General features: G+C 60.3%; 14 protein-coding genes and 1 pseudogene. 6 read left to right on the top strand and 9 right to left on the bottom strand.

Features of this window, described 5'->3' with window-relative positions; translation table 11 throughout:
- Positions 1 to 219 precede the first annotated feature (219 nt).
- Together tnpB and tnpA are read right to left on the bottom strand one after the other, a co-directional pair.
- Positions 220 to 567 carry an IS66 family insertion sequence element accessory protein TnpB gene (tnpB, locus tag EDC31_RS14750; protein WP_132127140.1) on the bottom strand — a complete coding sequence of 116 codons (348 nt, stop codon included), beginning with the start codon at positions 565 to 567 and terminating at the stop codon, positions 220 to 222.
- The gene (gene tnpA / locus EDC31_RS14745) at positions 564 to 935 is read right to left on the bottom strand and encodes an IS66-like element accessory protein TnpA (RefSeq protein ID WP_132127139.1); all 372 of its coding nucleotides are present in this window, start codon (positions 933 to 935) and stop codon (positions 564 to 566) included. Before tnpA ends, tnpB begins: the two co-directional genes overlap by 4 nt.
- Before the next feature lie 101 nt (positions 936 to 1,036).
- Here tnpA and EDC31_RS14740 point away from each other — a divergent pair, with 101 nt between their 5' ends.
- From EDC31_RS14740 to EDC31_RS14715, 6 genes and pseudogenes are all read left to right on the top strand, one after another.
- Positions 1,037 to 3,505 (top strand): TonB-dependent receptor domain-containing protein, encoded by a 2,469-nt coding sequence (locus tag EDC31_RS14740; RefSeq protein WP_408735066.1) that lies wholly within the window; start codon positions 1,037 to 1,039, stop codon positions 3,503 to 3,505.
- A 32-nt stretch (positions 3,506 to 3,537) separates the two neighbouring features.
- Positions 3,538 to 5,448: a CocE/NonD family hydrolase gene (locus tag EDC31_RS14735; RefSeq protein ID WP_081797825.1), complete on the top strand. Its 1,911-nt coding sequence runs from the start codon at positions 3,538 to 3,540 to the stop codon at positions 5,446 to 5,448.
- 157 nt (positions 5,449 to 5,605) lie between these two features.
- Positions 5,606 to 6,505: a serine hydrolase gene (locus EDC31_RS14730; protein WP_081797826.1), complete on the top strand. Its 900-nt coding sequence runs from the start codon at positions 5,606 to 5,608 to the stop codon at positions 6,503 to 6,505.
- A gap of 155 nt (positions 6,506 to 6,660) precedes the next feature.
- A pseudogene (locus EDC31_RS14725) lies at positions 6,661 to 7,605 on the top strand (IS630 family transposase).
- A gap of 874 nt (positions 7,606 to 8,479) precedes the next feature.
- Positions 8,480 to 9,121 carry a hypothetical protein gene (locus tag EDC31_RS14720; protein ID WP_026782279.1) on the top strand — a complete coding sequence of 214 codons (642 nt, stop codon included), beginning with the start codon at positions 8,480 to 8,482 and terminating at the stop codon, positions 9,119 to 9,121.
- 1 nt (position 9,122) lies between these two features.
- Positions 9,123 to 9,728: a CHAT domain-containing protein gene (locus EDC31_RS14715; protein ID WP_026782278.1), complete on the top strand. Its 606-nt coding sequence runs from the start codon at positions 9,123 to 9,125 to the stop codon at positions 9,726 to 9,728.
- 9 nt (positions 9,729 to 9,737) lie between these two features.
- On the opposite strand, the gene EDC31_RS14710 is transcribed toward EDC31_RS14715, so the two are convergent.
- The 7 genes from EDC31_RS14710 to EDC31_RS14675 form a co-directional block, all read right to left on the bottom strand.
- Complete coding sequence (locus EDC31_RS14710) at positions 9,738 to 11,195, bottom strand: argonaute/piwi family protein (RefSeq protein ID WP_042061209.1); 1,458 nt, start codon at positions 11,193 to 11,195, stop codon at positions 9,738 to 9,740.
- Positions 11,195 to 12,529, bottom strand: coding sequence for a DUF4365 domain-containing protein (locus tag EDC31_RS14705; RefSeq protein ID WP_204366699.1), 1,335 nt, complete (start codon positions 12,527 to 12,529; stop codon positions 11,195 to 11,197). The genes EDC31_RS14710 and EDC31_RS14705 overlap by 1 nt, the downstream gene beginning before the upstream one ends.
- Before the next feature lie 107 nt (positions 12,530 to 12,636).
- The gene (locus EDC31_RS14700) at positions 12,637 to 13,518 is read right to left on the bottom strand and encodes a pPIWI-associating nuclease domain-containing protein (RefSeq protein WP_042061213.1); all 882 of its coding nucleotides are present in this window, start codon (positions 13,516 to 13,518) and stop codon (positions 12,637 to 12,639) included.
- Between the two features lie 200 nt (positions 13,519 to 13,718).
- Complete coding sequence (locus EDC31_RS14690) at positions 13,719 to 14,654, bottom strand: toll/interleukin-1 receptor domain-containing protein (RefSeq protein ID WP_026782274.1); 936 nt, start codon at positions 14,652 to 14,654, stop codon at positions 13,719 to 13,721.
- Between the two features lie 16 nt (positions 14,655 to 14,670).
- Positions 14,671 to 14,907: a DUF2188 domain-containing protein gene (locus EDC31_RS14685; RefSeq protein WP_186819982.1), complete on the bottom strand. Its 237-nt coding sequence runs from the start codon at positions 14,905 to 14,907 to the stop codon at positions 14,671 to 14,673.
- A gap of 212 nt (positions 14,908 to 15,119) precedes the next feature.
- Entirely contained in the window at positions 15,120 to 16,043 is a 924-nt protein-coding gene (locus EDC31_RS14680) for a hypothetical protein (protein ID WP_042061216.1), read from the bottom strand.
- Positions 16,043 to 17,734 (bottom strand): AAA family ATPase, encoded by a 1,692-nt coding sequence (locus EDC31_RS14675; RefSeq protein WP_042061217.1) that lies wholly within the window; start codon positions 17,732 to 17,734, stop codon positions 16,043 to 16,045. Before EDC31_RS14675 ends, EDC31_RS14680 begins: the two co-directional genes overlap by 1 nt.
- Between the last annotated feature and the right edge of the window lie 6 nt (positions 17,735 to 17,740).

Genomic DNA, 17,740 nt, shown 5'->3' with positions numbered 1-17,740 from the left:
TTTCTGCAGGCGGGCGATGCGGATCTTGAGCGACTGGATGAGCGCATCATAAGCCCGTTCCGACGTCGACAGCCGGGCGATCTCGACCTGCTGGGCCATGATGATGGCCTTGAGCGCGGCAAGATCGTCGGGCAGGGTTCCGGGGTTGGTCGCCATGTCCGAAGAATAGCGGAAAACCACTGAAAAACAAAGAATTCCGCGATCGAACAGGCAGAAAAATCAGGCGACCCGCGAGGGCGGTGCCGACCACGCCGGCCGTCTCCAGTCCATACCCTCCCACAGCATCGCCATCTGTGCCGATGTCAGCCGGGCCACACCCTCGGCCGGCGACGGCCATGGAAAACGTCCGATCTCAAGAACCTTGTAATACAGGCAGAACCCCTGGCCATCCCAGGTCAGGAGCTTGATCCTGTCGCCCTTGCGACCGCGAAAGGCAAAGAGCGCGCCGGAGGTGGGGTTCTGGCGCAGGACGTCCTGCGCCAGGGCCGCCAGTCCCGAGATCCCCTTGCGCATGTCGGTCACGCCACACGCCAGGTAGACGCGAACGCCGTTGCCCAGGCTGATCATGCCGTCTCCGCAATCCGGATGATCCGCGCCAGCAAGGCATCCGGGGGATCCCCCGAAACCCCGATCGTCCGCCCGTTGCGCAGCACGATGTCCACCCGTCCTGGACGGGTCACATCAGCAGGCCCTGCCACGGCGCCCCTGTCATCCATGCACTCAACCGGAAGAAAACGGACATCTCGAGCAGCAACAGAAGAGTGCTGCCGCAGCCAGTTCCGCCACTGGTAGAGGTGCTGCCGCGTCAGGTCGTGGCGGCGGGCCACATCAGATACCGTAGCCCCGTCCACACCAACCTCCGACAGGATGCTCAGCTTCCGCGCCACAGCCCAGCGCCGTCGACGCTCCACGTCAATCAGGATCTCCTGCCCCATGCTCACCTCCCAAACGACGTCAATAACGACGTCGTTAACAACAGGAGATTACCAATCATCCAATCCACTCATAAGGCGGCCCTGAGCGGCCGGTTACCCGCGTGACGACTTCGAGCGCCATTATTGCGGCCATTTGTCTCGGCGGGACGCCGTTCGGCGCCTATGCCGCAGACAAGCCGCACAAGCATCGGACCAGGACTCATTCAGGCAGACAACCGACGACCGCCGCGCAGGCTCCCTCGTCTGGCGCGCGGACGCCGCGTCCCCGCCGGACCTCGCTCGAGGCCGGCGCGGGGGAGGCGATCTCCGTCAGCGCGTCGCGCGTGCGCAGTCATGGAGCAGAGGTTGCAGTGACGCGCCAGATCATGGACAGGTTCGTCGCTGGAACGAACCCGATGCAGATATTGGCCCTGACGACGCCGGGCGCGAATTTCACGTCGACGGATGCTTTCGGCCTGGATACTTACGCGAACACGTTCTATGTCCGCGGCTTCACCCAGACCCAGATCGGCGCCACGCTCGACGGCATTCCCCTGGGGACGCAGGGCTTCCTCAATATCAACGGCGTCTCGATCACACAGGCCATGATTCAGGACGACATCGCCGGGATGACCATGTCACAAGGCGCCGGAGCCCTCGACTCGTTCTCCGCGCAGAATCTCGGCGGCGCCATGACGTATATCTCCTCCGACCCGAAGGACAAGGCGGGCGGGAAGATCAGCCAGACGTTCGGGAGCTACGCCGCCTATCGCACCTATGGCCGGGTGGATAGCGGTGTCCTGAACGCCACCGGCACGAAATTCTACGCCTCCTTCGCCCGGACGAACACCGATCTCTGGAAAGGATATGGCTATCAGAGCGAGCTTCAGGCGAACGCCAAGCTCGTCCAGCCAGTCGGCAATCGCGGGCGCGTCACGGCGTTTTTCGGCTACGGGAATTTCACGCAAGGGAACTATCTCACCCTTACGAAGAACATGTGGGAGAAGATGGGACGAGATACGACCTATCTCAAGCCGGACTACGAAACCGCCAAACTTTGGGCTTACTACGCTCAGTATACATCCGACGTTCCGCCGGGATATCAGGGCATCCTGTCGAATGACGAGATCGGGGACTATGCCTGGGACGCCTCCCAGCTACAACGGACCTATCTTTCGGCGGTCACCGGCCATTTCGATCTTCTTAAGAACGTCACATCGGATACGGTTGCCTACGGGAACGTCAATAGCGCCATTTACGGCGGGACGAATAATTTCGTGACGTCGCCAAGTTACGGCACGCCTGAACTGTTGCCGAACGGCACGGTGTCCGGTGTGCCCATGGCCTTGGGCATGTCTCATGCCCAGACGCGCAGAATTGGCTTCACGCAGAAAGTCTCGATAGAGGCGCCGCATAACAATCATATCGAGACGGGCCTCTGGTACGAAAACAACTATTTCAACTACCCCTCTCGTCTTTATGAGGATTACCTGAACAGCGCCCATAACTGGCTCTCCGACTTCAAGCAGAGCCAGGCGCATACGTGGTACGTGGACAGTTTCAATACGAATACGTTCCAGTTCTTCCTTCAGGATCGCTGGACGATCATGCCGGGCATGACCCTGCTCGCGGGGTTCAAATCCCTGACCCAGACGACTCATGGCGGCACCAAGGTCGACAATACGGCGCAACTTGGTGCCGAAGGATGGAACACCTATTATCGCCATCCCGTCAACGGCGCGATGGCGGCATCCGCGGCGTTCCTGCCCCATTTCAACTGGGACTGGCATTTCCTCCGCCATCACGAACTTTATTGGGACATCGCCGAGAATATGCGGGCGTACGATTACTTCACCCAGACCTCAAGCGGCCCGTGGGGCGGACTTGGCAATTCCTCTCATCCCGCGCAGGAGGTTTTCGATGCGAACCAGAAACTTCTACGCCCGGAGAGAACATGGAACTATGTGATCGGCTATCGCTACGATTCGGTGTTTTTCACGGGGACGGCCGATTTCTATCATACCGACTATTATAACCGCCTCGCCACCATCACGCAGGGCACGTCCGCCAACGCAACGACCGCCTACCTGAACGTGGGTCGCGAGACCATGAACGGCGCGGATGTCATGGGCACCATCCGTCCGCTCAAAGGTCTGGAGATCACCAACAGCTTCAGCTGGAACGATGCCGAATATCAATCCAGATCCATCAATTATGGCGGAAAACCTTACAGCCTGAAGGGAAAGCATCAGGTTTATTACCCAAAATATATGTATAAAGCCAATCTGAACTACCTGTATCATCACGCCATGTTCAACTTCAACGTGAACTACGTCAGCTCGCGACCGATGACGTTCCTCAACGACGAGTATATTCCGTCCTATTGGGTCGCCAATCTCGGCCTGACCTATGATTTCGGCAAAATCGGCTTCGCCCGCAACCTGAAGGCGTCATTCCAGATCACGAATCTGTTCGACGCGAACTATATCGGCGGCGTCTATGGCGCGGCCTCCGTCTCGGGCGACGACAACGCCAATCTGTTCGTCGCGGCGCCGCGAGAATATTACGGTACGATCTCCGCAGAATTCTGAAGAACAAACGCCCGTTCGTGGAAAGGCGCAAAATGAAGAAGTTCTTTCTGGCTTCGGCCTGTATCGCGATCCTGGCCAGTCCGGCTTTTCCCGTGCGGGCGGCACCCCCACCCGGCGGCATCGAGGCGGACATGCCGGCGCATTTCCATCCCGTCGAGGATGGTTTCGACTTCACGCGCCGCGACGTCATGATCCCGATGCGCGACGGGGCGAAGCTCCATACCGTCATCCTGATCCCCAAAGGCGCGCACGGAGCGCCGTTGCTGCTGACGCGCACGCCCTATGACGCCGCCCACATGGCGTCGCTGACTCCAAGCTCCGACCTGGCCACGTCGTTATATGGCTACGACAACATGCCGGACATCGTCACCGAAGGCGGCTATATCCGCGTGCTTCAGGACATCCGGGGCAAATACGGCTCCGAGGGGCAGTACGTGATGAACCGCCCGATGCGCGGCCCGGAGAACGGAACCGCCGTGGATGAAGGCACCGATACATGGGACACGATCGACTGGCTGATCCATCACGTGCCTGAAAGCAATGGAAAGGTCGGCATCATCGGCGTGTCCTATGACGGGTTCACCGCCTTGACGGCCCTGTTCCATCCACATCCGGCGCTCAAGGTCTCGGTGCCGATGAATCCCATGGTCGACGGCTGGATGGGCGACGACTGGTTCCATAACGGCGCGTTCCGCGAGGAGATGTTGCCCTATATCTTCGATCAGAGCGGCACCCCGAAAAACACCGCGAAATGGTGGACGAGCGTCTACGATTCCTACAGTTTCTTCCTCGACGGCGTCTCGGCGGGCGCGGTCGGTCGGGCGCGCGGAATGGACCAGATCGGCTTCTTCCGCCAGATCCTCGCCCATCCGGCCTACGATTCGTGGTGGCAGGCGCAGGCGCTCGACCGGCTCCTCCCGAAGGAGGGGCTGAGCGTGCCCACGCTCCTTGTCCATAGCCTGTGGGACCAGGAAGACAATTACGGCGCCGTCGCCCTCTATTACGCCATGAGCGCCGTGCCCGCCGCACGCGCCAATCTCTGGTTGGCGGTCGGGCCGTGGAACCATGGCGGGGAAATCCGCGAGGCGAGCACGCTCGGCCCCGTGAAGCTGCATTCCGACACGGGGCTTTTCTTCCGCCGCCACATCCTCGCGCCGTTCCTCGCCCATTACCTCAAGGACGCGACGGTGCCCCTGCCCGCGCGCGTCACGGCCTTCCGCACGGGCGAAGACGAATGGGGCACGACAGCCGCTCTCCCCCCGCGCGACTGCGATGCGAGCTGCACGTCGCTCCATCTCCAGCCGGGCGGCGGGCTTGGCCCGTCCGCTCCGCCGCCCGGCGCGGGCGAGGCGCGCTATGTCTCGGACCCGGACCATCCCGTTCCCTACGTCCAGCGGCCCGTCGTGCCGAAGGGCCAGCCCGGATCGGAATGGCGCTGGTGGCTGGCCACGGACCAGCGCAACGCCGCCGCCCGGCCAGACGTGCTGAGCTTCGTCTCGCCCGCGCTGACGCGGCCGTTCACCGTGACGGGCCAGCCGGTCATGCACCTCACCGCCGCCACCAGCGGGACGGACGGCGATTTCGTGGTGAAGCTGATCGACGTCTATCCCGATCAGGTGGCCGATCAGCCGGAGATGGGCGGCTATCAGCTCATGATCTCGGCGGATATCCTGCGCGGACGCTACCGCAACAGCATGGAGCATCCCGAACCGATCCCGGCCAACGCCCCGCAACTCTACCGGCTGAGGCTTCCGCTCGCGAACCACACCTTCCTGCCGGGCCACCGGATCATGGTCCAGATCCAGTCGAGCTGGTTCCCGCTCTACGACCGCAATCCGCAGACCTATGTGGACTCGATCTTCCTGGCGCCGAAGGACGCCTACAAGCCCGCGACGATCGCCGTGGACATCGCCGGGAGTTGGCTGGAGGTTCATCAGCCGTAGGAACCGCGCCGGGCGCCGCTCGTGAAACCTCGGGCCACGCTTCTTTGTCCGCGGATGATAACCGCGCGTTAAGGAAGAGAGCGCCATACGAAATGGTATGGCCTCGGAACGAGGACTATGCTTTCACCCGCAAGAACAAGGAGAACGGACGGTGCGGATGCCACGATTTCATCGCGCAAGAGCGTATGGCCTGGCGCTGGCCGCCGTCTTCCTGACCGGGACGGCGCGAGCCGCGCCGCTTCAGGACGAAGTGGCGCGGCTGACGGAGGGACAGCCCGGCACCTTCGCCGTCTACGCCGCCCGGCTCGGCCGCGCGCCGGAGGTGTGCCTGAAATGCGACGAGCCGATCAACGCGGCCAGCACCATGAAGCTCTTCGTGCTGGACGCCGCCTATGTCGCCTTCCGCGCCGGTACGCTGAACCCCGACGAGATGATCGTCGTCCATAACCGCTTCCACTCCCTGGTCGGTACGCGTGACTTCTCGCTCGACCAGAAGGAGGATTCCTACGATCCGCTCTACGCCGAGGTCGGGAAGCCCGTCAGCGTGACCGAATTGCTGCGGGTGATGATCCAATACAGCAGCAACCTCGCCACGAACCTTATGGTTGAGCGTCTCGGGGTGCCCTTCATCCGCAGCGTGGTGGCGCATCAAGGCCTGAAGGGGATCACGTTCGGCCGGATGATCGAGGATTTCGACGCCGATGCCCAAGGCATCCGCAACCGCGTCACCGCGCGGGGCCTGGGCGATTTCATGCAGAAGCTCGCGCAGGACCGGATCGTCGATCCGGCGGCGAGCGAGGCGATGATCGCCATCCTGCTCGGCCAGACATTCAACAACGTCATCTCGCCCGGCCTTCCCCCCGGAACGCCCGTCGCGCACAAGACGGGCTGGGTCACGGGCGTGCGCAATGACGCGGCCATCGTCTTCCCCCCGGACGGGCGGACCTATATCCTCGTCGAACTCAGCCGCGACCTGCCGGACGACGCGGCCGGGCTGAAGCGGCTCAACGCGATCTCCGCCGCCATCTACGCCGGTTTCGAGAAAAACGGCGGGTAAGGGAAACGCCTCGGGTCAGGACCATAGGTGGCCTCCCAAGGGCCTGAGGGAGCCAGGCGTCCCGCCTCGTCTAGAGCGTCTCCACTGAACGCTGATTCTGCGGCGTGACAATGCGTGTGCCTTGTGATTCACCCTATCCATGGATGGAGAGGGCGATGTCTCGAGCGTATGGCGATGATCTTCGGGTGCGGGTCTGGCGGCGGGAGCGTGCGGCCTGTCGGCGCGTGCTGCGGCAGCGCGGTTCATGTCGGGATTGCCACGGCGATCCGGTGGCTGCGGCGGGAGCGCGAAACGGGCGAGCGGACGGCGCGCCGTCAGGGCAAGCCGCGTGGCTCCCGACTGGACGCTCATGAGGCTTTCATCTTCGATCTGATCGAGGCGCGCCGGGACATCACGCTGCTGGAGATGGCGGCGCGCCTGCGTGAAGAGCATGCGGTGGAGATCGGGCGCAGCATGCTCAGCCGGTGGCTGCGTCAGCGCAACTGGACGTTCAAAAAAAGACCGCCCATGCACTGGAGCAGGAGCGTCCCGACGTCCTGACACGGCGCGAGGACTGGTTCGACGCCCAGCCTGATCTCGACCCTGAGCGGCTGGTCTTCATCGACGAAACCAGCCTCTCGACGAAGATGGCCCGGCTGCGCGGACGCGCCCCGCGCGGAGAGCGATGCCGCGCCGGCGTGCCGCATGGACATTGGAAAACCACCACCTTCACCGGAGCACTACGCACGACCGGCCTGACCGCGCCGTTCGTGCGTGACGGGGCAATGAACGGTGTCGTGTTCCAGACCTATGTCGAACGGGTGCTCGTGCCGACCCTGCAACCGGGCGATATCGTCATCCTCGACAATCTCCCGGCCCATCGTATGCCTGGCGCACGGACGGCCATTGAGCAGGCCGGGGCGTCGATGATGTTCCTGCCGCCCTACAGCCCAGATTTCAATCCGATCGAGATGGCGTTCTCCAAACTCAAATCCCTTATGCGGAGCCGGGCGGAACGCACCGTCACGGCACTCTGGGATGCCGTCGGAGACGTCTTCCAGGCCTTCACCCCAACCGAGTGCGCCAACTTCTTCACCGCCGCCGGATATGAGCCGGATTAACGTGGAACGGCTCTAGCGGGTCTGATCGCGGGATGGTGGCCTGGCAGCGGGAGGCTGGCGATCAGCACGTCCCGCAATTTCAGCTCAGGCGACAAGCAATCACATGAGTCCGGATTGGGTCCGGAAGCGCAAAACGGACCAATCGCCCGGAAGCGTCAATTTTGAAAAATTGTAGATGGACAATGGCGCACCGCACCGGGTGAAGATGACAACTACATCTACTCTATAGCCCTCTAAGGCACGCTTTCGTTGGGATGCCTGAGGTCGTGGCTCTGGATGCGAACTTACTACTCATGAGTTTTCTTCGCTTACGTCAAAAGAGGAGCGATCCCTTGCGTTCGAATCCCTCCCGTTCCGGCAGGTATCGTGATGCCACCTGCCGGGCGGAAGCCGAAGAAACCGAGAACTACACCTACGCTATACCCCTCCTAAATGACGAATGGGACGTGGTCCCGGCGCTTTTTCATAGCGGCTCTCCGGCGCGGCCGCTGCCGCGTGATTCCCCAATAGGTTTGCTAAGGGCGTTGCCCTCGCGCCAGTCAGGTAAGTGGAACCGTCCGGCGCGGTATCCCCGGCCTTCCGCGCCCAAGGGGCTTGTGCAGGCCGGGTGCCCCCTCCACCCCGACCGCACTTGCTGTTTGCTACCCCAGTCTCGGCGACGGCCAGAAGGTCACCCGCCTGCTCTGCGAAGCAGCAGGCAAATGGGCGGAGATCACCGCCTGCAACATCGGCGCAGGCGGAAGCTCCGCGAGCGCCAGCGAGTAGAGCCCGTTTCCGGCAGCGCAGTGAACGGACGCGCACGGGCTCTTTTATTCCTTGCCGTTCCTTTATAAGGGTATTATATAAGACACTTAATTCACTAAAGGAGACTTATATGGCTAAAGGCCCTCGACTAGATAACGCCCTGCTACTCGAAGCCGGAATCCGCCTCATGGAGAAAAACGGGAAGAATTTGCGCAAGCTTCCCAGCCGCGGCCGCTCCATGCTGTTTGAGATGAGTGACGGCCAGAGCGTGCGGGCGCGCACCTGCAACGACCATATTCTCATTGCTGTCGCCGATAGCCCGGAGGAAGGCGCCAAGCTCAATATCGAGGGCACCGACTGGCTGCTTATCGTAATGCCCGTGGAAGAGCGCACCCCCGGCGATGTGATCGCCTACCTCGTGCCCACGGAAGAAGCTGTCGCCACCGCGCGAAAGACGCATGCCGACTGGATCGCGGGCGGGGCGAACACGAAAGGCGCCAATACCACCTGGAATCTCTGGTTCACGCCCTACGGCCCGGAAAAGGCCAGCGGCTTTGCCGAAAAATGGGCAAAGTACCGGCTCGAAGGCACGGTCCGCATAGACGGTGTTTCAGGGACGGTCGTCGATGAAGAGGCAGACGACGCGCCAATGACGGAGTCGCAGGTTTCGGATGGCAAGGTAACGCCTATGAATATGCCGGACGCGAAACGCGCCCTGGCTGCGTTTTACGGCGTCGAACCGGGCGCGATCGAGATCGTGATCCGGGGCTGATATGACAAAGAAGACAAAACCCGAGCTCTTCATCATCGAGTCGCTTGATCTCGAAGACGAAGACGCCGGCCGCCAGGAAGGCGAAATCCTCTCACGCATGCTCCGCCTGGCCGGAAAATCGGGAACGCGGTACTACTATATCCGCACAAAGCGCGAACTTGAGGAGATGATCGATCTCTTCGACGAGTCGGACTATCGCTATCTACATATCTCCTGCCACGCGAATACGCGCGGCATGGCAACCACCTTCGATAACATCTCCTTCGCCGAACTCGGCGAGATGCTTGCACCCTGCCTTGAGGGCAGACGGGTCTTCGTCTCGGCCTGCCAGATGGCGCATGAGAATCTCGCCAAACAGCTCCTGCCGCAAACCGGCTGCTACTCGCTCATCGGGCCGCAGAACGCGATCAATTTCGACGACGCCGCAGCGTTCTGGGTCGCTTTCTACCAGCTAATGTTCAAGGAGCGTTCCATGAAACGGGAGGAGCTGCAAAGACGGGTCCGGGAACTGTCCGCAATATTCGAGGAACCAATCAATTATTTCGCGTCAAGTCAGAGCAGGGCAAATGGCTACGTGCGCGTCCGAAACAAGAGACATGCTTCCTGATGGTGCCGCCTAGATATAGCGCCGGTAGTCGGTACTTACGGTTTGGCCTTCGCCCATATATTTTAGGATCTCGCCCACCTTACGCGCTGCGCGGATAGGGATCGGAAGGCGCTGGTTCATCTGGGTCGAGTTCCAGTTGATTTTGGTCAGCGAGAAGACCTCCTCGGCGATTTGGGCAATCGTGCTGTCGCAGCTTTTGTGCGGACAAAGCAGCAGCGGACGCGGATCATACAGACCCGGATAGGTGCCGTAGTAGGGTATACTGCCATTTGTGTAGAGCAGGCCCTTACCCGCCAGGTTCACGAACGTGCCGCGCAGGACAGGATAGTTTCCGTCGCGCAAGATCTTTGCTGCGTACGACTCCTGAACCCAGACAAGATCGCGAAGCTCGGTTCCCGCTTCTTCCAGCGCGCGCAGAATGCCGTCGGCCTCATCCTCCCGGAAACGGGAGGTTTTGAGCACAATGACCCGTGCCGGATAGTGCTTGTGATGATTTTTGTAGGCTGCGAGCACCTGCCCGATGAGCTCGTAGGCATCATCTTCGGTCATATAGGGATGACGGCCGCGGCTTTCGGTTTGCGCCCTCTTCCCCTTGAGAATGAACCCGCGCCCGCGCTCATCGAACATTTGCGCCGCGCTGGTAAAAAGCTGCTGGCCCCCTGCCTCGCGGTAAAAGCTGATCCCGACATAGCAAGCGGCAAACTCGCCTTCCCGTGGCTGGCGGCGCCATGGGATGCGGCCGCTGCCTTTAAAATAGAGTGTGGTGAAGAGGTTCCAGCTCCGGTCTGCCTCGTCCTGTATCTCGCGGTCTTTGCTTTCCTTGATTTTCCGGGAGATTGCCGCCTTGTCGTCGATCACATCCTCCCACACGATCTGGATCGGAAAATTCAGGCCCATCGTTCGGGCTTTGAGCATCCCCCTGAAATTCGGGGCATCTGAACCGCCGCTGTCTTCCTTCTCGGTCGTACTTTTTGAATCTACCTTCGCATTCCAGATACGCTCGATAAGCGCGACCGGCAAGGCAACGATGGCAACATCAGGTCGGTAGCCGCTATCATCCAGCGTCTGCAGCAGTGAGAATATTTCATTGACTGCCATCTCCACCGCCTTCTGGTGATGCGGCTCCTTGACGATTTTGTCGATCTTGCTCTGTGATAGTGCGGCCGTAACATTCTCCGGGATTTCAAACCGGCAGCGGAAAGGATTCTGATTGCCAAGGCCGGGAAAATCCGGGTGCAGATTAGGATGCTTCTCGCCCTTTCCCTTGATCCCTGTTGCAACAGCCGAGAAGTATTTTTGCGTGCTCTCGACCGTCTTCGTGCTGCCGACAACCCCGACCCTGATCACCTCCCCCAAGGGCGGCTGCAGCGGCCCCGCTTCGACGAGTCCGCGGCGCGGATCCAGGCCGTGATGCTGATCGCCGAATTCCAGCTCGGGCTCTTCAAATATCTTGCTTTCGAATTCCATCAGACCGCGAACCTTTCCTGCTCGGCTGGGTCTTCGGGCCGTTTCTTCGGCGTGCCCCAGACATCTTCCGGCACCCGTGTATCAAGCGCGATCTGCGGCGGCGGATCGAATTTCAGGCGAGGCTCCTGAACCGCATGGCGTTCGAAGAGATCATCACCTGCGCTCTGTTTCTGGGTAAGGAAGCGATGCCACATGATCACCTGACCGCGCAGCGAGGCGCTGCTATCCAGACGCTTCTTTCCGGCGAGCAAAGCCTGCGGGTAAGAGTGCGGTGTGAAGCCGTCCGTCGTAAAATAGTAGGTCGGGGTGATGATCAAAAACCACTGGTCGTCGAGCAGTTCGAAACGCGGCGCAAATGCGTGGTGGCGCACGTAGGCAACAAGCCCCTCTTCCTTCTTGCTGGTAATGACATTCACGACGTCGGCATGTGTCTTTTTCTGCGTCGATTCATAATGGAACCGGCGGGGGGCATTCTTCTCTTCCGCCCGGAAATAAAGCAGCTTGCGCTCCTTCTCCCAGTTCAGGTCTTCCGCAACCTGGTGCCTGAGCGTCTGCCGTAGCAGGAAGGAGAATTTATGCTGCTCGTCGAGGTCCTCGTGAAAAGCGAGATAGCTCGTCTCGATCGCCTCGACCTGATCGGTATCGACAATGTCGCGGCACGAGGAATTGCGGGGATCGTGAAATGACCAGAACGAACCGCCATTGATGACCCAGTCGAACCGGGCGGGTCCGTCAGCTTCCAGGAGCAACGACGTTGCCTTCGGCCCCCTATGCGGTGTCGAAGCAACGAATATCTCGGGGGGCGGGGTAATCGGCAGCAAATTGACAAGAGCGCTCTCGCCTCCGCCAAGCGGCGGAACGTAGTAGCCAAATCCGGCCTTGGGCACGGTAAGGGCGGCCAGACGGTCGACCGCATTGCGGTCCAAAACATCCTGTGCCTTATCGAAACGCAGGCGGCGCTCACCCGCTGTGACGCCGCTCGGAACTTCCTTCCAATAGAAGCTCTCGTCCGATTTTCGGTAGAGGACGATGATCACGGGCAGGTTCGATCCGCGCCAGTAGTCCAGGTCTTTCGGCTTGAGCAGATAGCTGAACCCCGTATCGTCTTCGGATGTGTATTTTCCCTCAGCCGTCGCCTTGACCTGCACGGCGATCATTCGCGCCAAAGGGCGGCCTTCATCCATCACTTCGGCGATACCGTCGATCCCGGCTTCAAGGCGGGACCGGCCGTCAAACTGAAAGCCGATGTGAAGAAACCGCTGTCCAACAGCGAGTTCTCCGATCTGACCCAGCATCTGGTTTGGCGTTAGAATCTTCGACATGATGGCAATCATAGAACAATCAGGGAACATTTGCCACGATAGCGAAGGACTTGCTCCGCACACTGTGGATTATTTAGACCTGATATGTTCGGCCGAACCTTTCTCCCGCGCCGCGGGTGCTAGTGAATTAACCGCGAGAGGTAGAGAATCCCGTCTTCAACGCGCACGCGGATCGCCTGCAGCTTGTTGAAGCTGAATTTTCCGGCTTCGCCATGCGTGCCCTGGTTGAAGGTCTGAAAGAGCGCGACGACATTCTCGATGTCGCTATCGACAAAAGACTCCAGTTCCTCCCCCGCCATGCCGCTCCGATGAAGAATGTATTTGATCTTGGCTCTTCTGGTCGGCGTTCCCTGCTGTGTCCGCTCACAGTCGGGAATCGATTGTTCGACCGCCTCATTGGGGGCGTGGATGTCGAGGATGCGTGTGATGATCTCGCGCGCACTGGTGCAGAAATGGCGGGCCGCGTCGGGGTTTTGCGGACTGAGCGAGTAGAGCGCGCCACGCCACCTGTCGCAAAGATCTGCGGATAGACGCTGGAGGATCGGCGTGAGCGGACTTTCGGGCTCATCGGGTGCCGGTGCGTTGTCAGCGATGGCGCTGTCTTCCAGCAGCGCGTTCATCAGACCGGCGTTATTCGCGGCCTCACGCTCTGACAGGTCCAGCAGTTCATTGTAGCGCTCGTCGAAGCGCCCCTGATCGGCCGCGCTTTCAAGACGCTCATACGCCGCCTGCATGGTGTCGACCGACACCCGGTAGGTGACATAGCGAGTGGTGTTCGTCTGGCGGTTAAGGCGCGCAATCTCGTTCTTGAGCCGCTGCCGGTTCGCGCGGACCCGGGAATTATGCGCCCTTACCTCGCGGTTGTAACGGTCGACCTCCTGCTTTACCTTGCGGTTATACTCTCGGATGCCGCGATTAAGGTCATCAATGGCCCGTTTCTGCTTCTGCTGAGCCTGTCGCATCATGCTTCTCAACTGAGATGGTGTTACTCGGCGCGCCATTTCCCGACCTCCTGTCTATCCCTTCCGATTTCCCCATGCATCGCGTTCACTCCCATCCCCGCCTGATTTCTGTTCGCTGACAGTCAGGGCAGTGGATTGGATATGTCGGCTGGTCCCGGCGGCGCGCCTCACGCTTTTCGTCTTCGTCGAGAACTTCTTCTTCGAAGCGATTGCCGCAGTTCAGGCAACGGAAACGGACTCTAGTCGTCATAGGACACCCCCGCCTGATCCAGAAAATTGGTCCATAGCAGCGCCGACGCCTGCTCCGGTGTCAGCCGCTCATCGTTCGTTTCGAACCCGAAAGGTCCTGACTTGAGGAAGAGCTCGTAGTCGTCGCTCTCGATCGTGAAACCGCCATTGGCGGTGTTGGTCGGAGCGTTCTCCTGAAATGAGTAGTAGATGTCGGAGAAGCCCATCGCGCCGCTCTGGCCGTGTACGGTGATATGCGCCGTGCCGTGGTCGATCGCCCGGTTGATAAGGGTACAGGTAAAGCTGAGCGGCCCGGTCGAGACGTAGCGTGCGCGGACACCGTCGATCTGGTCCACTTCGGCGACAGCGCGTTCAAAATAGCGCCGCATGACCTCGAATGCCTTCGACCGGAAATCGCTGCGGTCGATTTCGTCAAACTCCCGTTTGACGCGGTACCGCGAACCAGAGGCACGAACAGGCGGCGCCGGCGCGTCTTCGCGCTCATCCGCCCTGTCTTCGCGCGCCACGACACGGCGCAATTCGGTGACAACATCGAGAAAGGCGTTATTCTGGTTGGTCCATTCACTGACCGGCTGACCGTCGCGCGGGAGCGCCTTGAGTTGCTTCAACGGCGAGGACTTCCAGTCGCATGGTTCAACGATGATCGGAACGACGATCGCCTCGCCGCTCTCGTGTCGTTCCAGCGCGCGGCGTAGCTCCCGGTCGTAGCAATAGTCAGAAGCGAGGAAATCGGGACTGACGAGGACAAGGAACAGCTCGCTCGATTCGAGCTGCGCTGTGATCTCGCTGTCGAGGTCGCTCCCCGCGAGAATTTCGCGATCATACCATTCCGTAATTTGTCCCTCGCGCCGGAGCATCGACAAGTGGGTATGAAGGCGCTCAAGCGCAGCCGTATCGCGATGTGAGTATGAGATGAACGCCTTCATGCCGATCCCGCCTTCCTCAGTGCTTCTTGTCGCGCGGCGGGAAAGGATCATTGCCCGGGGCGACCGTATCGGAATCACGCCACCTCCCGTCGCGTCCCTGAATGCGAACCTCGCCGCCGCCGAGATTGCTGACGGTCCGCTTGGCTGCCTGCTCAGCTTCGCGCTGCGTATTGTGCACGCTGCTGGCGCGCTCCCCGCCAGGCGCCTTCACGGCCCAGCCCTTCGGATGTTTGGTCACGTAACGATCTGCCATCGAGAGTCTCCCTGTACGAAACATTGCTGATACGTACATATAATAGACCCATATAGTTTCTATGTCAATCTAGTTACGATTCGAATCGCCCGGGTGTGCGAGCGGGTTCGTTCGACAGGCGCATCGCCGTCAAAATAACCCTTTTAATCAGTAACTTAGGAAGAGCCCCCCCCTGGCCCCGTCAAACACGGAAAGCTGTGGGAAGGACCTGGTTAGAGCCGCGCCACCGCGCCGGTACTCGATACGAGGAGAATCGGTCCTTCGAGAGTGTAGATTCCAGCGTCCCGCGCAAAGGAATCATAGCGGCGGCGGGAGAGGACTGAACTCATCAAATGCATGTTCGTGGTCTGGTTAGCGCCCTCGGCAGAGTATCCGGCGCCGATGGCGATCCCGCCCTTCTCGGAGAGAAGATAGCGATCATGAAAATCCTCACCGCCATTGATCTCGCGCCAGCAGAAGATCTTCACCTGCAGCCCGTCCGGCACTATACCGGGGAAAAGATTGGCGGCCTCATTTTCAAGCTCCGCATTTGCCGGCTTGTCCGGATGAAAACGATAGTGAATCTCGCATGAGGCGGCAGGGTTGTTGTCTTTGACGATGCGCAGGCAAGCCTGCAAAGTGCGCCGGTACTTCGCGCTGTAGGGATCAAAGAAGGGGTCCACGAACAGGATGCGGGAGCTCTGGCGCAGGAGACATGCGAGGGCCTCGGAGATCGATGCTTCGTCGCGCGGGACCGCGCGATCCGGTGCGATAGCCATCAGAGGCATGGCCTCATCGATGTCCGCAGATTTCAGGACCGCCGCATGATTTGCCGGGTTCTCCTGCGCAATGATCGCGTGAAACGGCTTCTCGCCGTGCTGGGCGATTGCGTTATCGAGCCATGTGGGGAGCTGATCGTCGTAAGGGCGGCCCGATTTCATCGAAGCGCGGTTCTTAAGCTGCTTGAGGCTCTCCGTTACCCTGTGTTTTTCCATCGGCTTAAGGTGACCCGCAGCCTCGATCGCCAGAGGAAGCCATTTCTTGGGAAAGAGCGACAGCAGGCGGCCGCGGTCGTAACCGAACTTCTCGCAAAGATAGCGGCAGGTCTGCCAGTCTTCGGCGATCGCAGCGGGTTCGACGGCATATTCATGGAGCATCAGAAAAGCTCCCCGGCGCGCTCCTCGAAAAACCCGTGCGGCCACTGCTCCAGGAATTCGCCGTCCTTGTCGATTTCCAGCTGTCGGAAGACGATACCGGCTTCACCGCTCTCGACATAGATCACTGAAAGCTCGTCAGGCGACAACCCGTCCGTTCCGGGCGGCAGTTCATCGTCGGTGGTCTCGCGTATGCGCCGCAACAGCCGCAGCAGGATGTGCTCGCTATGCGTTTCGATCAGCAGCGACTTCTCGCTCGACAACGTCTCAAAATCACGCCGGATCGCCTGGATGAACAAATCCCCCATCCCGACCTGAATTGCGGGATGGATATGCAACTCGGGCTGCTCGACGCCAAGCACGCTACCCCGGCCGCGCAATGCGGCGACGATGACAGGAATCATCTGCGAGATACCGACCCCGACATCGCCCGGAGCAACGAGAATGCCCTTTTCAAAGTCCCGCAAAGCAATCTCGCTACGCGTGGCAAGGCTGCGATACAGCTCCTGCAGCTCGCCTATGTCATCCTCTCTCAGCCCGCGTTCGAACATCTGGTGGACGATCCCCGGCACGGGGATTTCTTTGAACTCTACGCGCTCCAGCCGGTATGTCGTTCGCAGGCGATCCTCGCCGGATAGCCAGAAATTGACTTCCTTCATGAGATCGCCGCGGCGGTCGCTGTACAGCAAATCCCATGCTGCAAGCCCTTGCGCCCAACGCGCTTCATCCGGCGTGACCTGGGGCCGGTAACTTCTCATAGGAATTTCGCGCAGCGGACCGATATAGGTCATTTCCTTTAGGTGATCGCGGATCAGCCGCGCCGGTCCAAGGATCAACTCCGAAAGCAATGCACGCAGACCGTTGACGCGCGGCGTGCGCTCTTCAAGTCCAACCTTCTTGGCATCCGGATCACGGATATCCAGGACCAATTCACCATCGAGAGCAGGAAGCGCCCCCAGTTCCGTGTCAACCGCAATACGCAACTGGTCGGCGGGCGTATCCGGCGTAGAGCGGTCGGCAGCAGCTTCACGGGCGAGCGACCAGATCTCATCTTCAAGCGGTGATGAGAGGTCCGATTCATCGCCTTCCTCGGGCACGTCATCCGGAAGCACAGCACGGCGCAGGAGTGGATGCGCGAAATTGAAATCTGTCAGTTGAGCCCGCCCCTCGGATGGAGGCGACACGATGGCCGCCAGCGGCTCTCCATCGATTTCAACAGCGATGCGCGAAACATAAGGCGCCTGCTCAAGAGCGCTCCAGCGAATATCAACCTCTAACGCCACTTCCTGGACGATGGCGTAATCGCGATACTCCTCGCTTTCGCCAACGAGGTAACGAACGGGCAACTCGGAGAATTCGGGATCGCCAATGGACAGACCGGCGTTTAGCGGCAGGCCCTCAGCACCTTGTTCATTCCGAAGGTCCAAGGCGACTTTAAGCGTGACGGTCCGACCAAGCTCGTGGTTGTGCACGAGTGTCGCAAAGCCGCCAAGATCGATGAGGCCGCCAGCAATCGTCCGGTCCGGATCAACATTGCCGCGTTCAAGGATTTCACGAAGGTAGTGCAGCGCCTGCAGGATCGTACTCTTGCCTGCGCTGTTCGGGCCGAAGAGAAGCGTGATTGGCCGCAGATCAATGCTTTGCCGTGTACCGATCCCTTTGAAATTCTCAATCTCGATTCGGGTTAAGCGCATCGCGAC

This window comes from Acidomonas methanolica, from assembly GCF_004346035.1.
GTDB classification, from domain to species: Bacteria; Pseudomonadota; Alphaproteobacteria; order Acetobacterales; family Acetobacteraceae; genus Acidomonas; species Acidomonas methanolica.
Note: the sequence above shows the minus strand (reverse complement) of the source record. Positions and strands in the feature narration are given on the sequence as shown.